22 protein-coding genes are annotated in these 18948 nt (G+C 67.2%); 12 read left to right on the forward strand and 10 right to left on the reverse strand.

The window, feature by feature from the left end; genetic code table 11:
• The first annotated feature begins 83 nt into the window (after nt 1–83).
• Together rppA and rppB are read left to right on the forward strand one after the other, a co-directional pair.
• Nucleotides 84–776 (forward strand): two-component system response regulator RppA, encoded by a 693-nt coding sequence (gene rppA / locus KBY95_RS03765; RefSeq protein ID WP_396094873.1) that lies wholly within the window; start codon nt 84–86, stop codon nt 774–776.
• A 9-nt stretch (nt 777–785) separates the two neighbouring features.
• Entirely contained in the window at nt 786–2150 is a 1365-nt protein-coding gene (gene rppB, locus KBY95_RS03770; RefSeq protein ID WP_254963423.1) for a two-component system sensor histidine kinase RppB, read from the forward strand.
• Between the two features lie 287 nt (nt 2151–2437).
• On the opposite strand, the gene KBY95_RS16475 is transcribed toward rppB, so the two are convergent.
• The 5 genes from KBY95_RS16475 to KBY95_RS03785 all read right to left on the reverse strand — a co-directional run bounded on the left by KBY95_RS16475 (nt 2438) and on the right by KBY95_RS03785 (nt 5109).
• Entirely contained in the window at nt 2438–2662 is a 225-nt protein-coding gene (locus tag KBY95_RS16475; protein ID WP_396094868.1) for a type II toxin-antitoxin system HicA family toxin, read from the reverse strand.
• A complete protein-coding gene (locus KBY95_RS16480; RefSeq protein ID WP_255024588.1) occupies nt 2659–2874 on the reverse strand; it encodes a type II toxin-antitoxin system HicB family antitoxin in 216 nt (71 codons plus the stop codon). Before KBY95_RS16480 ends, KBY95_RS16475 begins: the two co-directional genes overlap by 4 nt.
• A gap of 200 nt (nt 2875–3074) precedes the next feature.
• Entirely contained in the window at nt 3075–3761 is a 687-nt protein-coding gene (locus KBY95_RS03775) for a hypothetical protein (RefSeq protein WP_254963425.1), read from the reverse strand.
• Between the two features lie 498 nt (nt 3762–4259).
• Nucleotides 4260–4433, reverse strand: coding sequence for a tyrosine-type recombinase/integrase (locus KBY95_RS03780; protein WP_315858886.1), 174 nt, complete (start codon nt 4431–4433; stop codon nt 4260–4262).
• A gap of 16 nt (nt 4434–4449) precedes the next feature.
• Nucleotides 4450–5109: a phage integrase N-terminal SAM-like domain-containing protein gene (locus tag KBY95_RS03785; protein ID WP_254963429.1), complete on the reverse strand. Its 660-nt coding sequence runs from the start codon at nt 5107–5109 to the stop codon at nt 4450–4452.
• A gap of 229 nt (nt 5110–5338) precedes the next feature.
• Between KBY95_RS03785 and KBY95_RS03790 the strand changes: the two genes are divergently transcribed.
• From KBY95_RS03790 to KBY95_RS03805, 4 genes are all read left to right on the forward strand, one after another.
• Nucleotides 5339–6067, forward strand: coding sequence for a putative 2OG-Fe(II) oxygenase (locus KBY95_RS03790; protein ID WP_254963431.1), 729 nt, complete (start codon nt 5339–5341; stop codon nt 6065–6067).
• Between the two features lie 98 nt (nt 6068–6165).
• Complete coding sequence (locus KBY95_RS03795; RefSeq protein ID WP_254963710.1) at nt 6166–6471, forward strand: 2Fe-2S iron-sulfur cluster-binding protein; 306 nt, start codon at nt 6166–6168, stop codon at nt 6469–6471.
• Nucleotides 6468–6677 (forward strand): hypothetical protein, encoded by a 210-nt coding sequence (locus KBY95_RS03800; protein ID WP_254963433.1) that lies wholly within the window; start codon nt 6468–6470, stop codon nt 6675–6677. Before KBY95_RS03795 ends, KBY95_RS03800 begins: the two co-directional genes overlap by 4 nt.
• Entirely contained in the window at nt 6674–7714 is a 1041-nt protein-coding gene (locus tag KBY95_RS03805) for a DUF3326 domain-containing protein (protein ID WP_254963436.1), read from the forward strand. The genes KBY95_RS03800 and KBY95_RS03805 overlap by 4 nt, the downstream gene beginning before the upstream one ends.
• 5 nt (nt 7715–7719) lie before the next feature.
• Here KBY95_RS03805 and KBY95_RS03810 read toward each other — a convergent pair whose 3' ends face one another.
• Complete coding sequence (locus tag KBY95_RS03810; RefSeq protein ID WP_254963438.1) at nt 7720–8226, reverse strand: DUF1993 family protein; 507 nt, start codon at nt 8224–8226, stop codon at nt 7720–7722.
• Nucleotides 8227–8411: 185 nt separating this feature from the next.
• Here KBY95_RS03810 and KBY95_RS03815 point away from each other — a divergent pair, with 185 nt between their 5' ends.
• From KBY95_RS03815 to KBY95_RS03825, 3 genes are all read left to right on the forward strand, one after another.
• Entirely contained in the window at nt 8412–8984 is a 573-nt protein-coding gene (locus tag KBY95_RS03815; protein ID WP_254963439.1) for a peroxiredoxin, read from the forward strand.
• 118 nt (nt 8985–9102) lie between these two features.
• Nucleotides 9103–10323 carry a hypothetical protein gene (locus tag KBY95_RS03820; RefSeq protein ID WP_254963441.1) on the forward strand — a complete coding sequence of 407 codons (1221 nt, stop codon included), beginning with the start codon at nt 9103–9105 and terminating at the stop codon, nt 10321–10323.
• Between the two features lie 565 nt (nt 10324–10888).
• Complete coding sequence (locus KBY95_RS03825; RefSeq protein WP_254963442.1) at nt 10889–12880, forward strand: bifunctional diguanylate cyclase/phosphodiesterase; 1992 nt, start codon at nt 10889–10891, stop codon at nt 12878–12880.
• Nucleotides 12881–12886: 6 nt separating this feature from the next.
• Here KBY95_RS03825 and pyrF read toward each other — a convergent pair whose 3' ends face one another.
• The 4 genes from pyrF to KBY95_RS03845 are packed head-to-tail and all read right to left on the reverse strand — an operon-like array spanning nt 12887 to nt 16704.
• Nucleotides 12887–13639 carry an orotidine-5'-phosphate decarboxylase gene (gene pyrF, locus KBY95_RS03830; RefSeq protein ID WP_254963444.1) on the reverse strand — a complete coding sequence of 251 codons (753 nt, stop codon included), beginning with the start codon at nt 13637–13639 and terminating at the stop codon, nt 12887–12889.
• Nucleotides 13639–14943 (reverse strand): tyrosine--tRNA ligase, encoded by a 1305-nt coding sequence (gene tyrS, locus KBY95_RS03835; RefSeq protein ID WP_254963445.1) that lies wholly within the window; start codon nt 14941–14943, stop codon nt 13639–13641. The genes pyrF and tyrS overlap by 1 nt, the downstream gene beginning before the upstream one ends.
• Before the next feature lie 54 nt (nt 14944–14997).
• On the reverse strand, nt 14998–16374 hold the full coding sequence (locus tag KBY95_RS03840; protein ID WP_254963448.1) for a flavin monoamine oxidase family protein: 1377 nt from the start codon (nt 16372–16374) through the stop codon (nt 14998–15000).
• 6 nt (nt 16375–16380) lie between these two features.
• On the reverse strand, nt 16381–16704 hold the full coding sequence (locus KBY95_RS03845) for a DUF1825 family protein (protein WP_254963450.1): 324 nt from the start codon (nt 16702–16704) through the stop codon (nt 16381–16383).
• 177 nt (nt 16705–16881) lie between these two features.
• Between KBY95_RS03845 and KBY95_RS16365 the strand changes: the two genes are divergently transcribed.
• Genes KBY95_RS16365 through KBY95_RS03860 form a run of 3 tightly spaced genes read left to right on the forward strand, consistent with a single transcriptional unit; the run spans nt 16882 to nt 18902 of the window.
• Nucleotides 16882–17586 carry a response regulator transcription factor gene (locus KBY95_RS16365; protein ID WP_254963452.1) on the forward strand — a complete coding sequence of 235 codons (705 nt, stop codon included), beginning with the start codon at nt 16882–16884 and terminating at the stop codon, nt 17584–17586.
• A 33-nt stretch (nt 17587–17619) separates the two neighbouring features.
• Complete coding sequence (locus tag KBY95_RS03855; protein ID WP_254963454.1) at nt 17620–18291, forward strand: hypothetical protein; 672 nt, start codon at nt 17620–17622, stop codon at nt 18289–18291.
• On the forward strand, nt 18288–18902 hold the full coding sequence (locus KBY95_RS03860; protein ID WP_254963456.1) for a GIY-YIG nuclease family protein: 615 nt from the start codon (nt 18288–18290) through the stop codon (nt 18900–18902). Before KBY95_RS03855 ends, KBY95_RS03860 begins: the two co-directional genes overlap by 4 nt.
• Nucleotides 18903–18948 lie beyond the last annotated feature (46 nt).

The following is an 18948-nucleotide window of genomic DNA, read 5'->3' on the forward strand; positions in this document are numbered from 1 at the left end:
GCAAAGGGGATGAAAAACAGGTGAAACCGCCTGCGCTGCCTAGGATCAGCCGCAATCTGTTTCTCCTGGCCCAGGCCATGCCCCTGCGCATCCTGTTGGTGGAGGACGAAGCGGAGCTGGCCGGCGCGATCCAGGCGGTGCTCAGGGCACAGCAGCACATCGTCGATCACGTGGCGGAGGGCCTGGGGGCCTGGAGCCTGATCCGCAGCGAGCTGGCCACCTACAACCTGGCGATCGTCGATTGGATGCTGCCGGGTCTTTCAGGCCCGGAGCTCTGCCGGCGGCTGCGCGGGGCCGGGTTGACCCTGCCGGTGCTGATGCTCACGGCCCTGGCCGACACCAGCCACCGGGTGCAGGGCCTGGATGCCGGCGCCGACGACTACCTGAGCAAGCCGTTCGCGATGGAGGAACTGCTGGCAAGGATCCGGGCGCTGCAGCGGCGCCAGCCCAACTATCGCGAGCTGATGCTCAGGGCCGGCCCCTACCTCCTGGATCCAGCGGAGAGCTGCCTCTCCGTTCAGGCGGCGGCGGGGATCACCAGGATCGTGCTGTCCGCCAAGGAATTGCAGCTGATGGCCTATTTCATGGAGCATCCGCGGCAGATCATCCCAGGGGCGCGGTTGCGGTCCCAACTCTGGTCGTTGGAGGAGGACCCGATCAGCAATGTGGTGGCGGCCCAGGTGCGTCTGTTGCGGCGCAAGCTCGCCAGCCATGGGCTGCCCTCTCCGATCGAGACGGTGGCCTCGAAGGGCTATCGCTTCGAGCCGGAGCCCTAGGACGCGCCGATGGTGTGGCCTGGTCCCATTCCCCGCAGCCGACTGCGGCTGGCAGCGGCCTATCTGGCGGTGATCGGCTTGATTCTCTACGGCGCCGGCTACGGACTGTTTGGCCTGTTGATGCGCTCGAACTGGTCGGCCCTCGAGAGCGAGGTGGAAACCCTGGCCGGCACCTTGCACGACAGCCTCAAGCCCCTGCTGCCGGCTGAGGCCAGGCCTTCAGCCCAGCTCGCCGCCGTCCTCCCCGGCCTCTGCCTGGTGGAGCAGCCCTGCCCGAAGCCCTCCACGCTGCTGCCACGTCATGCCGTCAGCATTACGGATTCGGAGCGCTTCTATCTGCGTCTGCTGGATCGACGTGGCGCTTTGATCGCCCACTCCCCTGGATCTCCCAAAGCCGGAGCTCAGGATCCGAACCTGACCTGGATGGTGGTGGCAGGCCAGGGAGGCGAACGCTTCCTGCAGTATTCGATCCACCTGCACCGTTCCCACCCGCCAGCGCAGGTCGATGGGGCGCCGATGGAGCTGGATTGGGGTTACCTGCAGATCGGGCGCAGCTTGCGCGAGCTGGACGCGGAAAGGGAACGGCTGTGGTGGGCCACCCAGACGATCGTGGTGCTGGCCCTGCTGGTGGCAGGCCTGGCCAGCTGGTGGTTGTCCGGCCTGGCGATGCGGCCGCTGCTGGCGGCCTATCGGCAGCAAGAGCAGTTCACCGCTGATGCGGCCCATGAACTGCGCGCACCTGTGGCCAACCTGCTGGCCGTGGTGGAGGCCCACAGCGCCTTGATGCCCGATGAGCGCACCGCCACGAGAGAGATGCTGGCGGTGGTCCACGGGCAGGGGAAACGGCTCAGCAGCCTGATCACTGACCTCTTGCTGCTCGCCCGGCTCGAGGGATCTGAGGCAGCTGCTGCACGGCAGCTGTGCTCCTTGCCGCAGATTGCGCGCGACCTGATGGAAGAGACCAGTGAGGCGGCGGCTGCGGCAGGGCTGCAGCTGAGGCTGGTGGGTGGCGAGGATGATCTCGTCGTGTTGGGGGTTGAATCGGAGCTCTATCAGCTCGTGTCCAACCTGCTGCTGAACGCGATTCAGTACACGCCGCCGGCAGGGGAGGTGGTGCTGAGCCTGGGGCGAGAGAGAGGTCAGGCGGTGTTGCAGGTGCGGGACAGTGGCATCGGCATCACCTCGGCCGATCAGCAACACATCTTTGATCGTTTCTTCCGCAGTGATCCAGGGCGTTCCCGTCGCCAGGGCGGCACCGGCCTGGGGCTCTCCATCGTGGCGGCGATCGTGCATCGCCATCGCGGAGAGATCTCCGTGGCTTCCCAGCCGGGTTCGGGGAGTGTCTTCAGCGTGAAACTGCCCCTGGCTGGCTGAGAAGCCTGCGCTGGGTATTCCTATGGTCCCCCGGCATCAATACTGGCGAGTCGGTAAGGCTGAACGCCTCCAGGATGACGGCCGATGGGTTGCTCAAGCCTGGATCGAACGCGAACGATCAATGCGGTGATGGCACAGCATGTCGTTTTCGCCCCTCTGGCACTTGGCCATTCATTCGCTTGGTCGGTCCAACGCTCAAGATCAGCGGCGGGAAGCAGCCCAGTGCTTTCAACAGGGATCTTTGGCCCCGGCCGCTTGATCTTGATGCTGGACAGCCGTTGGATTCGTCATAGAAGGTCTTGCAATCCAGATCTTGAGAGCTTGACATCACGAAGGATGCTTGCCAAGAGACCAGGCCCCAAAGTTTCATTCGAATGAATGGGAACAACTGTCGTTCTTCCGTCTGGGTGCTTCAGGAAATGGTGGCTGCCTTTGACCCTGATTTCTTCAAAGCCAATTCTCTTGAAGACTGCGATGAGAGTCTTTCCTGAAACCGCAGAATATCTCGTCACACTTCCACTGTAATTCGCTGCACTCCTACAAAGTCAAGTGACTCAGGGTCAGTGCCTTCAACCTCAAGGCAAAGTTCAATGGCTTCCTTGATTCGCTCCATTAATTGATCCAGTGATTTTGCTTGCGTATGGCAACCGGGGAGAGCAGGGACTGTCGCCACGAAGAACCCTTCTGAATCCTTTTCGACGACTACATCAAACTGTCTGGACATTGAGCTCACCTCCTCATGTCACTGTAGCTGCTTGGCCGTGGACTGGTACCGGGCCCCGCTTACTGGTCGGTTCAACGCTGCCCCTGAGTGGCAGGCAAAGAGTTTTTGGTGGCGAAGCAGAGAGTTGATGGTGGCCTGTCCACTCAAGGGGCTTGTTGGGCAACATTTACATTTGTCTTGCCTCTAAATGGTCATAATGCCTAGTCGCCAAAAGAGCGTGGCTGCTGCCGCTCAAGATATTCTCCGAGACAGATGAAGAAATCACCAGTGAGGTTACGAAGCTTGGCAACGTCCTTGCCAAGCCGACTGATGAGTTCGCCGAACGAAATCACCAGCGATGAGTCTGTTGCAAAGTCAAATAAACCAAGCAAGTATAGAGCGTCGCAGCCTCTTGCGTCGAAATGTGGACGACTCTCACAATCGATACGATAAATCGCCATTTCTCTAGGTTGGCCGTTTCCATTTTCACATCTTCTCCAATACTGAAGCGAATTGGATACTGCATTGTATTCGTTTGGGTGGAACGAATATTTGTTCCGAAGATGCCTCACAATATTCATTTCTGGTGTTCCTTTGGTGGGCCGCGAATGGAACTTCCGAAGTTTGGCGACCGCGTCTCGCAGCTTCACATCCGCCAAGATCTCCTTTTTGAAGCAAGTGCTGACCTTGCCCTTCTTGCTGAAAAACAAGTGTCCCTCTGACACAAGGCCAGCAATCATCCAAATTGGAGCCGACGCGTAATCTGTGTGGTCGTGCTCGATGAGAAGTTGGTGTATCTCGTCGAGCTGGTTAATCTTGTGCATCCATGCAGACAGACACACAACCAGCGCGGTCTTCTCCTCTCCCCACACGCGAAGCAGAGCATCAATGTCGGCATGAACAGCCAACGACGTACTGGTTCTAGTGACTCGTATCGGGCAAACCATTGTTCTCATTGTATTCATGCCGCATCGTCTTTATCCATCGTAACTGGCGGGCCGACTTTGATTCGTGAATGCCACTGACTAACTACTAAATGGGTGGTTCCGTAATGCACTCCCGAGGCCATTGGCAACGACACCTATGCAATGGATATTCAGTCCAGTTAATCGAGATCCTTCGGCGCAGGCTGGGCTTCCCTGGCTCAGTGAGCCCGGTCTTGGGTGCATAAAGGAACCTTGATGCATTCAGGACAAGTCGTCCCGGTCAAGGTAGCTGCCCCGGATCGGTCTTGCCCATTCAGGTTCAGGGGGGATCGGGGTGACTCTCTGCCGCCTATGTCGCCGATTGACACCTGACTTGAGGCCCCAAAGCCATTCCTCTGCAGGCATGCTGGCCAGCTGTATGCGTGCGGCGGTGCCCATCACCGGTCACGTGATGCACGCCATCGCACCGCCCTTGGTGGATCACAGCAGGTCGGCGGGGCTGCGCACACCGCAGGGGCCCCGGTTGATCACATGCATGTAGATCATCGTGGTGCGCAGGTCGTTGTGGCCCAGCAGCTCCTGAATGGTTCGGATGTCGGTGCTTCTTTCCAGCAGGTGGGTGGCGAAGGAATGGCGGAAGGTGTGGCAGCTCACCCGTTTGGCCAGCCCCTCAGCCTGCACTGCCCTTCGCACGTCCTTCTCTGCCGGTGGCTGGATCACGCCATCGGCGGGTCTGGGGAAACCCCCATTGCCAGCGCCATTCCACGGCGGCGTTCGGATACTTGCGCTCCAGCGCCTGAGGGAGCACCACCCGACCCCAGCCGGCGGCCAGGTCGGCGGTGTGCAGCCGCCGAACCCCCTCCAGGTGCGCTCCCAGTGGTTCCATCAGCCGCTCCGGCATCAGGGTGACGCGGTCCTTGTCCCCCTTGCCGCTGCGCACCGTGATCTGCCGCTGCCCGACGTCGAGATCCTGCACCCGCATCCGCAGGGCTTCCATCAGCCGCAGTCCGCTCCCGTAGAGCAGGCCGGCCACCAGGGCCGTGATGCCTTCCAGATGCCCCAGCACCCGCTGCACCTCCGCCGGTGTCATCACCACCGGCAGGCGCCGCCGCACGCGGGCGCGTACCACCCCCGTCAGGTCGCCCGGAGTCGTCCCCAGCACATGGCGATAGAGGAACAACAGCGCCGAGAGGGCCTGGGTCTGGCTGGAGGCACTCACCCCCTCCTCCACCGCCAGGTGGGTGAGGAAGGCATTGATCTCGGCCTGCCCCCATCTCCCGGGGCGGCCGCAGGCCGTGGAAGCGCAGGAACCGCCGCACCCACTGCTCATACGTTCCTGCGGTGCGGCGGGCGTCGTGGCGCACGGCCAGCTCCTCCCGCAGCTTCTCCAGCAGGCGCGGCGCTCGTGGTGGGCTGGCTGGTGGCTGGATGGTTCGGTGGCGGATCCTTGAGGCAGCATTCCCCGGCCCGGTCGGCTTCGGCGCTTCGGGGCGCTGAGTCGCCGAGTCGCTGGGTCGCCGTCAGGATCGTTCCTTGGCCGCACCCTCTCGCCCCAGCCCATGGCTTCCCCCGCCCCTCTGGCGATCCAGCCCCTCTTCCCCATGGCCCTGGGCCGGGTGCAGCTGGCCCCCGACCCGCTCGACACTGCCCTGCTGCTGCAGCGGATCCTGCTCCTGCGCGGTGAGGCGCCTCAGGAGGAGGGCGTGGCCTGGACCGGAGACGTGCACGGCGCCGGCGAGCTGCACCACGACCCCCTTTTCGTCCCCCTGATCGCCGAACTGGCCGGCCATGCCCGGGCCTACCTGGACGCGCTGGGCTTCGATCGCCGGCGGCTGGCGCTGCATGTTCAGCGCTGCTGGCCGGTGATCAGCGAGCCCGGCGAGCAGGTGGGGCGCCACCATCACCCCAACGCCCACCTGAGCGCCATCTACTACTTCAATGGCGACGGCAGCGGCCGCAGCGGCTGCCTGCGCCTGTTCCCTCTCCGGCCGGTGAACGAGCTGGTGCCGGGGCTGGCCGTGGGCCAGGACGGGCCGATCGACCCCACCGCCGCCCTCAACCGGCCCTGGCACGACGTGGCCCCCCGGGCCGGGCTGCTGCTGCTGTTCCCCTCCTGCGTCGACCATGCGGTGTTGCCCAACGGCGACCCGGACGACAGCCGCTTCTCCCTCAGCCTCGACTTCGTGCTCACCGCCGCGGCGACCGCGCCGGACCCCGGCGAATACCTCGCCCCCCACCCCGGCCGCTGGCTGGCGATCGGAGAGGATGGCCCGACGCCGGGAGCCTGAGCCCCGCTCCGCCTTCCCCCCAGCCCGCCCGCCTGACCGTGTCCGAGCCCGTGTCCGAGACCTCCCCCACGCCCGCCGCGACGGTCTCCGTTTTCCAGATCAGCGCCAGCCTGGATGGCGTGGCCCACAGCTTCTCCTGCCGCAGCGACCAGACGGTGCTCAACGCCGCCGAGGCCGCCGGGGTGCCCCTGCCCAGCTCCTGCTGCTCGGGGGTGTGCACCACCTGCGCCGCCCTGCTGCGCAGTGGCACGGTGCACCAGCCCGATGCCATGGGCGTGAAGGCCGAGCTTCAGACCAAGGGCTACGCCCTGCTCTGCGTCTCCTATCCCCTCTCCGACCTCGACCTGCTGGCCGGCCAGGAGGACACCCTCTATGAGGCCCAGTTCGGTCAGTTCCAGAAGTGAGCACTCTGGTGCCCCTGGAGCTGTGGCTCCAGGCCTCCCCCGGCCTCCTGTTGCCCCAGCTGCGCCAGGCGCTGGCGCGGGAAGCTTGCCGCCTGGCCGGTACGGGCGCTGAGCCCCTGCGCTGGGCGATCACAGCGGTGGATCCCCAGCGCGGCCTGCGGCTCGAGGGGATCGTGGTGGGGCCAGCGTCGACTCCCGGACCTTGAGCGCAGCGGCCCCGCCCCTGCCCACCCTGCTGGTGATCCCCACTGGGGTGGGCTGTGCCGTGGGGGGCTTCGCCGGCGACGGCCTGCCGGCGGCCCGGCTGCTGGCGGCGGCCAGCGGCTGCCTGATCACCCACCCCAACGTGATGAACGCCGCCTCCCTTTACTGGAGCGACCGGCGCCTGCACTACGTGGAGGGCTGGAGCCTCGACCGCTTCGCGGCTGGCGAGCTGGCCCTCTCTCCGGTGCCCAGCCAGCGGGTGGGCGTGCTGCTGGATGCGGGCATCGAAGCGGCGCTGCTGCTGCGCCACCGCCAGGTGATCGAGGCCTGTCGCGCCAGCCTGGGGCTGACGATCGGCCCGGTGCTCACGAGCGCGGTGCCCCTGGAGGTGAGCCTGTCGATCGGCCCCAGCGGCAGCAGCTGGGGCCGCCTGGGCCGCCCCGATGCCCTGCTGCGGGCCGGTGAAGCGCTGCTGGCCGCCGGCGCCACGGCCATCGCCGTGGTGGCCCGCTTTCCCGAAGCGCCCGGCAGCGAGGCCCTGGCGGCCTACCGCCACGGCACGGGGGTGGATGCCCTGGCCGGGGCGGAGGCGGTGATCAGTCACCTGCTGGTGCGCCATCTGGGGGTGCCCTGTGCCCATGCCCCCGCCCTGGCGCCGCTGCCGCCCGATCCCGGGCTGGATCCGCGGGCGGCGGCCGAGGAGCTGGGCCACACCTTCCTGCCCTGCGTGCTGGTGGGCCTCAGCCGGGCCCCATCCCTGCGGCCCGAACCGGCCAGCGGCAACGGCTTGCTGCATGGTGCCGATCTAGGCGCGGTGGTGGCGCCGGCCGGGGCCCTGGGGGGTGAGGCGGTGTTGGCCTGCGCCGAGCGGGGCGTGCCCGTGATCGCGGTGGAGGGCAATCCCTGCCTGCTGCAGGTCAGCGGTGAAGCCCTGGGGTTGGAGGTGATCCCGGCCGCCACCTACGCGGAGGCGGCCGGTCTGGTGCTGGCCCTGCGCGAGGGTCTGGATCCGTCGGCGTTGCGACGGCCGCTGGCCTGAGGGCCTCAGGGCTCGCCCAGGAAATCCCGCTTGCCGAGCTCCACGCCGTTGTGGCGCAGGATGGCGTAGGCGGTGGTGACGTGGAAATAGACGTTGGGCAGCACGAAGAACAGCAGGAAGCTCTGGCCGCTGAAGTGGAGGGTCTCGCTGCGGATCGTCAGCTCGATCGCCTTGGTTTCGCTGCCATCGATCTGATCAGGCAAGAAGCCCTCCAGGCTGGCGAGGGTCGTTTCGATGCGGCTGATCAGCTCCGCGAAGCTGGCTTCGTTGTCGGCCATCGCCGCGCTCTCCACCCCGGCCAGCCGGGCCAGGCCGCGGCGGGCGATGTCGGTGGCGATCTGGACCTGGCGCACCAGGGGGAACATGTCGGGGTAGAGGCGGGCCTGCAGCAGCACCGCCGGATCAATCCCTTTGGCTTCGGCGTGGGCGGCCGCCTTGGCCAGGATGGCGCTGAGGTTGCTCAGGCTGCGGGCCAGGGGCGGAACAGCCGCCTCGAACATCGAGAGGGACATGGCTGGGGTGGTGGGCCGGGGGGCTGGCGAGGCGGACTGTAGGGCGGGTGTCGGGCTGGATTTGGGGAGACGATGAGCAGAAACACTCAGCCGGTTTCCACCCTAAGGCGGATCGATTATGAGTTAAGCTCCCTTCGATCGCTGCTCCGGGCGGCGCGTCGTCAAGTCGTTCTTCACACCTCCACATGGCTTTCATCGAAAAGGTCCCCAGCGTCGTCTTCAAGACCCGTGTGCGCGATGAATCCGTGCCCGGCCCCAACCCCTTCCGCTGGCAGGACTTGAGCACCGACGACATCTTCAAAGGCAAGAAGGTCGTGGTGTTCTCCCTCCCCGGCGCTTTCACCCCCACCTGCTCCTCCAACCACCTGCCCCGTTACGAGGCTCTGCTCGAGGAGTTCAAGGGCCTGGGCGTCGACAGCATCGTCTGCGTGTCGGTCAACGACGCCTTCGTGATGTACCAGTGGGGCAAGCAGGTGGGCGCCGACAAGGTGTTCCTGTTACCCGACGGCAACGGTGAGTTCACCCGCAAGATGGGCATGCTTGTCGAGAAGGGCAACCTGGGCTTCGGTGAGCGCTCCTGGCGTTATTCGATGCTCGTCAACGACGGCACGATTGAAAAGATGTTCGTGGAGCCCGGGCTCGAGGACAACTGCCCCACCGACCCGTTCGAGTGCTCCGATGCCGACACCATGCTGGCCTATCTGAAGGGCACCTCCCCCGCCGGCGTGTCCGCCCCCAGCCGCGAGTTCGTCGGCTGAAGCCGCCACAGGGCTGGCCTGATCAGGCTCCGTCCCCCGCTCCTTCTCCGGAGCGGGGTTTTTTCATGCCCCGAATCGATGCCGGTTCAGCGCCTCTGGGTCAGCATGGATCCAACGGATGGTGGTGGCTGAGGCGGTGAAGCTGGAGACGGCAACGCCAACCTTTCGCTTCCGGCCCCTGGGTCCGGGTCGTTTCTTCATGGCGGCCTTCCTGGCGTTCTGGCTGTGCGGCTGGCTGGCGGGCGAGGTCTTCGCCTTGTCGCTTCTCTGGAGGTTTCTCAGCACGTTTCTGTCCACCGGCCAGGGGGCGCTGCCGGCGGCCCTGTTTCTGCTGGTCTGGGTCAGCTTCTGGAGTGTCGGTGGCGCCGCCGCCCTGCACCATCTCCTCCGCGCCATCTGGTCGGAGGATCGGCTCAGCGTCGCGGCGGACGGGAGTCTGGAGCGGCGGGTGCAGCTGGGACCCTTCCGCCACCGGCGTGCCCTGCCCCGGGGGGGCATTCTTCGTTTCCAGGTACGTGATGGGGGCCTCGGGGGGCCGCTGGTGGCCGAGCTGCCCGGCCGCAGCCTCGAGATCACCCGACTCGGCAGCCTGCAGCAGCGGCAGGAGGCCGCCGAGCAACTCAACCGGCTTCTGGGTCTGTCTCCGGCGGATCCAGGCGATCAGCCCTCGGCCCCGGCGGTCCTGCCGGCGGGCTGGCAGGAGCTGACCCCCTCCTTCGGCAGTCCGCTGCTGGTGCCCGATTTGGCCCAGCGGCGGCGGCATCGCCTCGTCATGGGCCTGATCAATCTGGTGCTCTGGGGCCTGTTGGCCCTGTTGGTGCGTGGCGGCGGTTCCGGGCCCGGGTTCTGGGCGATGGGGATTCCGCTAGCGCTGGTGGTCTTGGCCTGTGGCTGGGCCCAGGTGTGGCTGACCTATGGCCGCCGCGAATGGCGTCTGGAGCCCAGGCTGCTGGTATTGCAGCGTCGGTTTGGTCATGGCCTGCGGACCTTGGGGGAAGGCCGGGCCCTGGAGTTGATCGAGTTGGTCGATTCCGATGGGGATCGCTCCTATCGGTTGCAGGCCACCCGGACCCCCGGTAACCCCCTGCGGATCGCTCATCACAGCAGTGATCCGTCCACCCTGCGCCAGCTGGGGGCCTGGCTGGCGGCGCGCTCCCATGTGCCGTTCGAGGATCGGGTGCCCACCGAAGCACAACGCCGGGAGCAACGGACCGCTGAACTGGAGCGCCTTCGCCAGCAGCTGGTCGCCTCCGGGCGCCTGGGTCGCTGGGCGGCCAAGCAGCTTGATAAGACCGTGGCGACCGGGGCCGGCCGGGTGAAACAGCGGCCTGAAAACTGACCAAACCCAGGCCTTGTCTGCCGACAGATGGCCCGATCCGCCGGGTTGGAGTCGACAACTCGCGCCGTCTGATGGAATCCCAGGCGATGGCCTTCGCCGCTTCGATGTGCCTGAGGCCAACCGGATCATCATCCAGTGATGACAGCCATCGGCCCTTGCTCCCTGGTCACCCGATTTTCACCTTCCGTCAACATCTCCCTGGGAGCCTTCCGATCTAGGCGCGAAAGGCAAGGCCGCAAGTGGTTGTTCTCCGGAGAGAAACAGCTAGGATTTTGTGGCAACTTCCTGGAGATTTGCCGCAGACGCGCTCGATAACCATCCCGCTTCTGCCACAGATCAGCATGACCCCTCATGGAGATGGTGAACGGGTTCGATGGGTTTTTCAGACACGTTTCCTTTCCTGCATCCGGTTCTCGGGATGCGACGGCTCAGAGAAGTGATCACCGATACCGAGAGAGGTCAAGAGCCTTCCCTTGACGCTCGCGCTCAGCCACTCACCACAGTTGTTGGACCTGTCCCCGCTGGTCTTGGGGCCTGGTCGGGGAGCCAGCTGATTTTCGAATCCTTGCCGGACCCCTTTCTTTTGCTGGTGCCCGAGAAGAGCCCCTCTGGCACGATCGTCAACTTTGTCTGCGTGTATGCCAACGCTCCAGCCTGCGCCCTGCACGGCCGCACGCAGCAAGGGATGCTGGGGACGCGTCTGTTGGATGTTCAACCGTCCACCGACCTCTTCACCCATGGCCTCCTTGTCATGGAGACGGGGCAGGCTGCTGTTATCGAAGGGCTCGATGGGTCCGGCCATGGGGGGACTCTCCCCAGGCACCCTGCCGAGATCCGCCTGTTTCTTGCCAACGGGCTTCTCTGCTGCCTCTGGCGGCAGGCCAGCCCTGGGAGGGAGATTCCGCCACAGTCGGCGGTGGCGGAGCGGCGCTATCGCCTGCTGGCGCGTCACGCCTCCGATGTGGTCGTCGAAGTGGACAGCGATCATCGGATCGTCTGGGTCTCCGAGTCGATCGAAGCCAGGCTGGGCTGGTCTGCCGCCGCCCTGCTCGGCACGCCCGCCATCGCCTTTGTGCACCGGGACGACCGTGGCCGGGCCCTGCGCGCTGGCCTCGGCCGTTCGGGCCAGGGTTCGTTCCAGGGGGATCTTCGGATCTTGTGTGCCGACGGGGGCTGGCGCTGGATGGGGGGCAGCGCCCATCCCCTGCCGCTGGAGAACGCTGGAGGCTTGGTGCTGTCCTTCCGTGACATCCACGACGAGCTAAGGATCCGCGCCGAGCTGGAGCACAGCCTTCAGCACGACCCCATGACCGGCCTGGCTGTCCGCAGTCTCGCCCTGGATCGGATCCGACGCGCCCTCGACGGGCTGGAGGGCACGGGGTCGACGCTGGCGGTGTTGAGCATCGGCGTGGACGGCCTCACCCAGGTCAACGATGCCCTCACCCATGTGGGAGGCGACAAACTGATCGCCTTTCTGGCAGCGCGGATCGTCAGGGAGATCGGCCACCCCGAGCACGTGGGTCGGGGCACCGGAGACGAATTCATCGTGCTGCTGTGCGATCCGGCTTCCGGTGTCGAGGCCACCCTCACTGCCGAGAGGGTCCTGAGGGCCTGCCGTGCACCGATCACCATCGGCGGCCAGCGCATCGATCCCACGGTGAGCATCGGCATCGCCACCGCCGGGGCCGGTGCCCTTCCCGATGAACTGCTGCGGGACGCCAGTCTGGCGATGCGTCAGGCCAAGGCCCGCGGCCGCAACTGCTTCGCCCTGCTGGACGACGAGCTGGCCACCGAAGCCCACACCCTCCTGCTGTTCGCGGCAGAAATCCAGCGGGGGCTGCTGATGGGGGAGTTCGCGGCCTGGTACATGCCGATCGTGGCGTTCGACACCGGCCAGGTCACCGGCTACGAGGCCCTGGCCCGTTGGGTGCGGCCCGATGGCATCGAAGTGGAACCGAGCAACTTTCTGCCCTGCGCCGAGTGCCGTGGTCTGATCTCACGCATCGACCTGCTGGTACTGCGGCAGGCCCTGGCGGCGCTTTCCCTGCTCCCCCCGTCCCTCACCATGGCGGTGAACGTGTCCGCGGCCACCCTTGCCCTGCCGGATTACCCCCGCCTGGTGAGCGAAGCCCTGCGGGCGGCCGGGGTGCTCCCGCAGCGTCTGCACCTGGAGGTCACCGAGACAGCCCTCATCACCGTGACCGACCGCATCAGCCAGCAGATCCAGCAGCTGGCCTCCAGTGGGGTGCGTTGGTATGTGGATGACTTTGGCACCGGTTACTCGTCGATCAGCCATCTGCGGGATCTGCCGATCGCCGGGCTGAAGCTGGATCGCTCCTTCACCTGCGCCATGCGCGCCAAGGACACCAAAAGTCTGCGGCTGGCCCAGGCGCTGGTGGGGATGGCCGAAGGACTGGAGCTCGACACCGTGGCTGAAGGGGTGGAAACCCTTGAGGAGGCTCGCCTGCTCGCCTCCCAGGGCTGGCTGCATGGTCAGGGCTGGCTCTACGGCAAGGCGGCCCCCCTGCGGCTGGATCCCGTTCCGGTTCGGAACTGAACCCTCTCAGCCCGTTGCCGTGCAGAGTTCCGCGCAGCAGGCCGCAAAGACCACCGCTGGATCAACAGCCCCGCTGATGGGTCGGCCGATCACCAGGTGGCTGGCGCCGGCCGCCACCGCCGCTGCCGGTGTCATCACCCGCTTCTGGTCGGCCACTGCGCTGCCGGCGGGGCGGATGCCGGGGGTCACCAGAGTGAAGGGCTGGGGATGGGCGGCCCGCAGGCCCGCCACCTCCCATGGGGAGCACACCGCTCCGGTGAGGCCCGCCGCCGCTGCCATCGCGGCCAGCTGGGCCGCGTAGTCAGCCAGCGGCGTCGTGATGGCCAGCTCCTGCCGGAAGCGGTCGGGATCCCAGCTGGTCAGTACGGTCACCGCCAGCAGGGTGGGGGCGCCGAGGCCTTCCTGGGCGGCCCCCTCCAGTGCCGCCGTCTGGGCGGCGGCCAGGGCCTCACCGCCGGCGCCGGCGTGCACCGTGATCAGCTCGGCCCCCAGGCGGGCGGCACTGCGGCAGGCGCCGGCCATGGTGGCGGGGATGTCGTGGAACTTCAGGTCCAGGAACACCCGCAGACCCCGCCCCCTCAGCTCCCGCACCACCTCTGGCCCGGCGGCGGTGAACAGCTCAAGGCCCACCTTCACCCAGCGCAGCGACGGGATCGCTGTCACCAGCGCCAGGGCCTCGTCGCTGGTGCCGCGGTCGAGGGCCAGGATGATCTGATCGGCGGGGTCGACCACCGCCGTGGTGCGTTCAGCGGCTGCCATCAGGCCACCAGCCGCCGGAAGGTCTTTTTGCCGAGCTGCAGCACCTTGCCGGCCAATTCCTCCGGGCTGCTGAATTCCTGGTTTGGGTCGCTCAGCTTCTCGCCGTCCAGCTTCACGCCGCCGCCCTGGATCTGGCGCCGCCCTTCGCTGCTGCTGGCGCAGACCTGCAGGGCGCTGAGCAGATAGAAGGCCTTCAGGGGGAAGGCCAGCCCGGCCAGGGAGGCCTCGGGCACGCTGTCCGCGCCTAATTCTCCCGATAACTTGCCCGCTCCGGAAAGGCCGGCGGTCACCAGCCCGGCGGCATCGGTCTGGGCCTGCCGTGCAGCCGCACGCCCATGGCGCGTGGCGGTCACCTCCAGGGCCATCGCCTTCTGCCGCTCCCGGAGCTCAGAAGGCAGCGCCGCCGTGTCCAGGTCGGTGAGCAGGGTGAGGTAGTCCTCCACCACCGTGTCCGGCAGCTTCTCGAGCTTGGAATACATCGAGAGGGGGTCTTCCGTCAGCCCCACCGTGTTGCCCAGGCTCTTGCTCATCTTCTGAACCCCATCAAGACCAGGCAGGATCGGCAACAGCAGGCCGAACTGGGGCCGCTGGCCGAAATGGCGCTGCATGTCGCGCCCCATCGCCACGTTGAACTTCTGGTCGGTGCCGCCCAGTTCGAGGTCGGCCTGCACCGCCACCGAGTCATAGCCCTGCAACAGGGGGTAGAGGAACTCATGCAGGCTGATGGGGGTGCCCGAGCCGTAGCGGTTGGCGAAATCCTCCTTGGCCAGCATCTGGCCCACGGTGCTGATCCCCAGCAGTTCGATCACCTGGGGCAGATCGAGGCCGGTGAGCCACTCGGAGTTGCGCCGCACCTCCAGCCGGCCGGGGGTCTCGAAATCAAGCAGAGCCCGTTCGGGCGGCTGACCCTGGCCCAGCTGGGCCAGGTAGGTGGCGGCATTGGCCTCCACCGCCGCCGCGTCGAGCTGCACCCGGGTGCTGCTCTTGCCGGTGGGATCGCCGATGCGGGCCGTGAAGTCGCCGATGATCAGAACCGCCGTATGGCCGGCGTTCTGAAAGGCCCGCAGCTTGCGGAACAGCAGGCTGTGACCCAGGTGGATGTCGCTGCCGGTGGGGTCGATGCCCAGCTTCACCCGCAGCGGCCGCCCTTGGTGCGCCGACTCCGCCAGCCTGGCCTCCAGGCGCTGGTCGGGGTCGGGATCCCGGCCGGCGGGAAACAGGTCGGCGATGCCACGGGCCAGGGCTTCAGGCAGGGCCGGCAACGCCGTTGGTTCCGCCTGCTTCGCCGGGATTGCTTCGCCCATCAACGCCAGCTGCCTGCCTGGGGCGATGGTAGGCAGCCACGGTGCATCGCCTGTTCAGCCCAGCAGGGCTGCCACGGCGGCCGCGGCCCTTTCGCCACTGTCCACGGCACCCTCGAAGAAGCCCGGCCAACGCTCCGCCACCTCCGTGCCGGCCCAGAACACCCGGCCATGGGGCCGCAGCAGGGCGTCGCCGCTGCGGGTCCACAGCCCCGGGGGCATCCAGGCGGCAAAGGCACCACCGATGAAAGGTTCCTCGGGCCAGTTCTTCTCCATGTACTCCAGCGGCTCCAGGGCCATGGGGCCGAAGTACGCGGCCAGGTCGTCGAGCACGGCGGCCCGGCGCTGCTCCGCCCCCAGGGCCGCCCAGCGCTCCCGGCGGCGACCCACCACGAAGGCGGCGAGCACCCCGAGGCCCGTCTCCGGGTCGGAGCTGTCGGCGCAGAGCTCTACCCAGGGTCGATCGCCGATGCCGATGCCGGAGAGCCCCGTCTCCCGCCACCAGGGACGCCCATAGGCGATCAGAACCTTGGTGCAGTTCCCCATGGCCATCCCCTCCTGCAGGGCGAGACGGTCGTCCGGCAACGCCGGTGTGAAGCGGATGGCGCCCGCCAGCGCCGGTGGCATGGCCACGATCACGGCCCTGCAGCGGTGGCTGGAGCGATCGGTGATCACCTCCACAGCCGCCTCTCCCTCGGGCTGATGGATGGCCCGTACGGGCTCCCCCAGCACCAGGGCGTCCCCCAGGTCGTCGGCGAGCAGAGCTGGCACCTGGCCGGCACCGCCGTGGATCAGGTCCTCCTCGGGGTGGTCCCCCTGGGGCGCCGTGCGCTGTCCCCAGGCCACGTGCAACAACGACACCTGGTCCGGTTCTGCAGGCCCGAGAAAGCCGACGGCCCGGCAGAAATAGGCGAAATACCAGGCGGCGAAGGGGGTGTGGGTGTGGGCCTCGATCCAGTCCTGGAAGCTCAGTCGATCGAGGGCGGCGGCGTCGGGATGGCGGTGGGGGTGGCCCTCGGGCAGGGACGCCACCAGCGCCTGGAACTGATTCAGGGCCGCCATGGCATCGTCCCAGTCGCGGCTCGGGACCGACGGCGGCTGACCCTCAGGGAACCCCTGGAAGAAGCCGCTGAAGGTGCAGCGATGGGAGCCGAGGCAGAGGACTGTCTCACCGTGGTGGGGCGAGGGGAAACGGCTCAGACCGTGGGCCTCAAGCAGCGCCCCGAAACGGGAGTGGCTGGGTCCCACCCACTGGCCGCCCAGGTCGACCCACGCCGGCGATCGGGCCTCTTCCAGCTGCAGGGGGGAGCGCACCATGCGCCCCCCTACGGCCTGAGCCGCCTCAATCACCCTTACCGACAGCCCGGACCGCCGCAACTCCCGCGCCGCCACCAGCCCTGAGAGCCCGGCTCCTACAACGACGACATCGTTCACAGAGGTTCAGCCTTCGGCTTGCAGTTGGCTTTTCATGCGCTCAAGGGTGAGATTCATCTGCTCGAACATCTTTTCCGGGGTGAGGCCGAACTGGCCCAGCTGGGTGCGCAGCTGTTCGACGGTGAGCTTGGCCTGGAAGTCCTCGGAGAGTTCGAAGCGCTTCATGAACACCTGATAGCGCTCCATCATCTCCTCCATCCGTTCGATGTACAGCTTCTTGCCTTCGCGGTCGAACTTGCCGTAGTCGCTGCCCAGCTGCATCAGCTGCTGGTAATCGCTGAACAGCCGCTTCGCCTCGTCCTGGACGATCTCGGAGTCGAAGAAAGCCATGGGGACGTTGGCTCCGGGCTGCTTGCTGAAGAGAACGATTCTGCAGAGGCCGGGGGCACCTGGGGAGTGCGGATCCACGTATGGCGGCCCACGCCTCGCCACGGCTGATACCGAATGGGAGTGCGCTCCCGCTGAAGATGACCCCTCTTCAGCGGGGCGGTCTCGCCCTCTGTTCCCGTGGACCTCACCCCCCTGCTGCACCAGGTGCGTGACGATGTCAGCCAGGGACAGGTTCTGCTCAAAGGGGTCCGGCTGGTGCTCTGCCTGGGCAGCCGTGCCCAGGTGGCCCTGCTCATGGCGACCCCGGCCCGGATCCTGGGTGCCGCCACCACCGCCACCGAGGGGCTGGCCCTGGTGCGCCAGCACCAACCCACCCTGCTCCTGGTCAGCGACCGGTTGGAGCTGGGCTGCGGCGTTGACCTGGTGGTGCAGGTCAAACGCAGCCATCCCGAGGTCCGCACCCTGCTGGTTCTGACCCAGGAGCACCAGCTGGCCCTGATCCAGGCGGCCCTGCGCGCCGGCTGCGACGGCATCGTGCCGGAGTCGCGGCTGCTGCACGGCTCCACTCTGCAGGCCCTGCGCACCGTGCTCGGCGGTGGGATGTATCTCGACCGTTCCCTGGTCCGCGCCCTCCAGACAGGGCAGGAGACCGGCGGCAGGCATGAGGGGCTCAGCAACCGGGAGCGGCAGGTGCTGGAACGGGTGGTTCAGGGCTTGTCCAATCCCGAGATCGCCGGGGATCTGATGGTGTCTGTCGACACGGTGAAGACCCATGTGCGCAACGTGCTGCTCAAGCTGAGGGTCCGCGGTCGCATCCAGGCGGTGGTCACGGGCCTGCAGCTGGGCCTGGTCGACTGGCCCCAACCCGGAGGCACCCGCTAACTTCGGTTTCGACGTGCATGCAGGTGGGCCTCGATGGCAGGGCGCCACTGGCTGGATCCCCTGGCCCGCAGGCTTCTCGTGGCCGCTGGGCAGCTGCCACCGCCGCCACGGGTCGCCCCCATCGCCCTCGCCGGTGCAGCCGACGAGACGGTGGAGCGGGAGTTGCTCGCCCTCAAGCTGGCCCACAACCCCAGGCTGCGGCTTCGCGATGCTGCTGAGGTGCATCACGCTGCCGCCCTGGGTTGGACGCTCGAAGTCAACGTTGCCGCTGCCGGCGACTGGCTGCGGTTGCCGGGCTGCCGGCCCGATCAGGTGGATCGGCTGATCCGTCTGCGGCGCGACGGGGTGCAGTGGTCTGGTCCCGGTGAGCTGGCCCGGGCGCTGCAAGTTCCCCATGAGCAGGTGCTGATCTGGTTGCCGGTGCTTCGTTTTGCTCGGCACGGGGAGCTCGGGCTTGGCCAGGTACCGGTGCCCCTGGCGATCAATCAGGCCTCGGAAGGCCTTCTGCGGGAGCGCCTCGGCCTGGGTCCGGAGCGCTGCCGGCGGCTGCTGCGGGAGCGGGCCCGGGAGCCCTTCCGGGACCTGGCCGATCTGCAGCAGCGGCTGCAGCTACCCCCCGAGATGGCCGAACGCTGGATCGGCCGGTTCCGCTATGCCGCCACCCCGGGTCCGGTGCTGCCGCCGTCCGGGAGGCCGGCCCCATGAGCCGCCAGGGGGAACTGTTCACGGCCGCGGTCGGGGCAGGCGGCGCCTCGCTGTCCCGGGAGCTCCCCCTGCTGCGACAGCAGCTGCTCGCCTGGCAGGGCAGGCTGGCCGCACACCAGGGGCCGCTCTACGCCGAGGCCGCCCCTGCTGGGGCCACCCCCCTGCTGCAGGGGCAGCTCTTCCCCGTTGCCGCCGATCCTGGCGATCCCCAGGCGCTGTCTCGCCACTTCGATCCGCTCAGCCTCAGCCCCCAGAGTCTCTCCTTCTGGCGCTGGCCCCGGCTGCCCCAGCGGGGGGCGGCCGTGTACCTGGTGATGGACCGTCCGCCCCAGCTGCCAGCGCCGCTGCTGCTCTATGTGGGCGAGACGGGCCGGGCCGACCAGCGCTGGAAGGGCGACCACGACTGCAAGGGCTATCTGGCGGCCTACGGCGAGGCCCTGGCGCGGGTGGGACTGGAAGCGCGGCCGAGCATTCGCTTCTGGTGGGACGTGCCGGCGGCGGTGTCCCCGCGTCGGGCTCTGGAGCAGGCCCTGATCCGGCGTTGGCTGCCTCCGTTCAACAAGGAGACAAGGGAACGCTGGGCCACGCCGTTCACAGCCGACTCCGGCTGAAGGACAGGGCCAGGCTGGCTACGATCATGGGTCGCCTGCGCTGGGT

Source organism: Cyanobium sp. Aljojuca 7A6, assembly GCF_024346455.1.
In the GTDB taxonomy this organism is placed as follows: domain Bacteria; phylum Cyanobacteriota; class Cyanobacteriia; order PCC-6307; family Cyanobiaceae; genus Cyanobium.

What these genes read in the sequence shown, in the direction of transcription:
- rppB (WP_254963423.1), top strand. Translation starts at nt 786, where the DNA reads ATGGTGTGGCCTGGTCCCATTCCCCGCAGCCGACTGCGGCTGGCAGCG.
- KBY95_RS16480 (WP_255024588.1), bottom strand. Translation starts at nt 2,874, where the DNA reads ATGTCCAGACAGTTTGATGTAGTCGTCGAAAAGGATTCAGAAGGGTTC.
- KBY95_RS03785 (WP_254963429.1), bottom strand. Translation starts at nt 5,109, where the DNA reads ATGAGCAGTGGGTGCGGCGGTTCCTGCGCTTCCACGGCCTGCGGCCGC.
- KBY95_RS03790 (WP_254963431.1), top strand. Translation starts at nt 5,339, where the DNA reads ATGGCTTCCCCCGCCCCTCTGGCGATCCAGCCCCTCTTCCCCATGGCC.
- KBY95_RS03810 (WP_254963438.1), bottom strand. Translation starts at nt 8,226, where the DNA reads ATGTCCCTCTCGATGTTCGAGGCGGCTGTTCCGCCCCTGGCCCGCAGC.
- KBY95_RS03815 (WP_254963439.1), top strand. Translation starts at nt 8,412, where the DNA reads ATGGCTTTCATCGAAAAGGTCCCCAGCGTCGTCTTCAAGACCCGTGTG.
- KBY95_RS03820 (WP_254963441.1), top strand. Translation starts at nt 9,103, where the DNA reads ATGGTGGTGGCTGAGGCGGTGAAGCTGGAGACGGCAACGCCAACCTTT.
- pyrF (WP_254963444.1), bottom strand. Translation starts at nt 13,639, where the DNA reads ATGGCAGCCGCTGAACGCACCACGGCGGTGGTCGACCCCGCCGATCAG.
- tyrS (WP_254963445.1), bottom strand. Translation starts at nt 14,943, where the DNA reads ATGGGCGAAGCAATCCCGGCGAAGCAGGCGGAACCAACGGCGTTGCCG.
- KBY95_RS03845 (WP_254963450.1), bottom strand. Translation starts at nt 16,704, where the DNA reads ATGGCTTTCTTCGACTCCGAGATCGTCCAGGACGAGGCGAAGCGGCTG.
- KBY95_RS03855 (WP_254963454.1), top strand. Translation starts at nt 17,620, where the DNA reads ATGGCAGGGCGCCACTGGCTGGATCCCCTGGCCCGCAGGCTTCTCGTG.
- KBY95_RS03860 (WP_254963456.1), top strand. Translation starts at nt 18,288, where the DNA reads ATGAGCCGCCAGGGGGAACTGTTCACGGCCGCGGTCGGGGCAGGCGGC.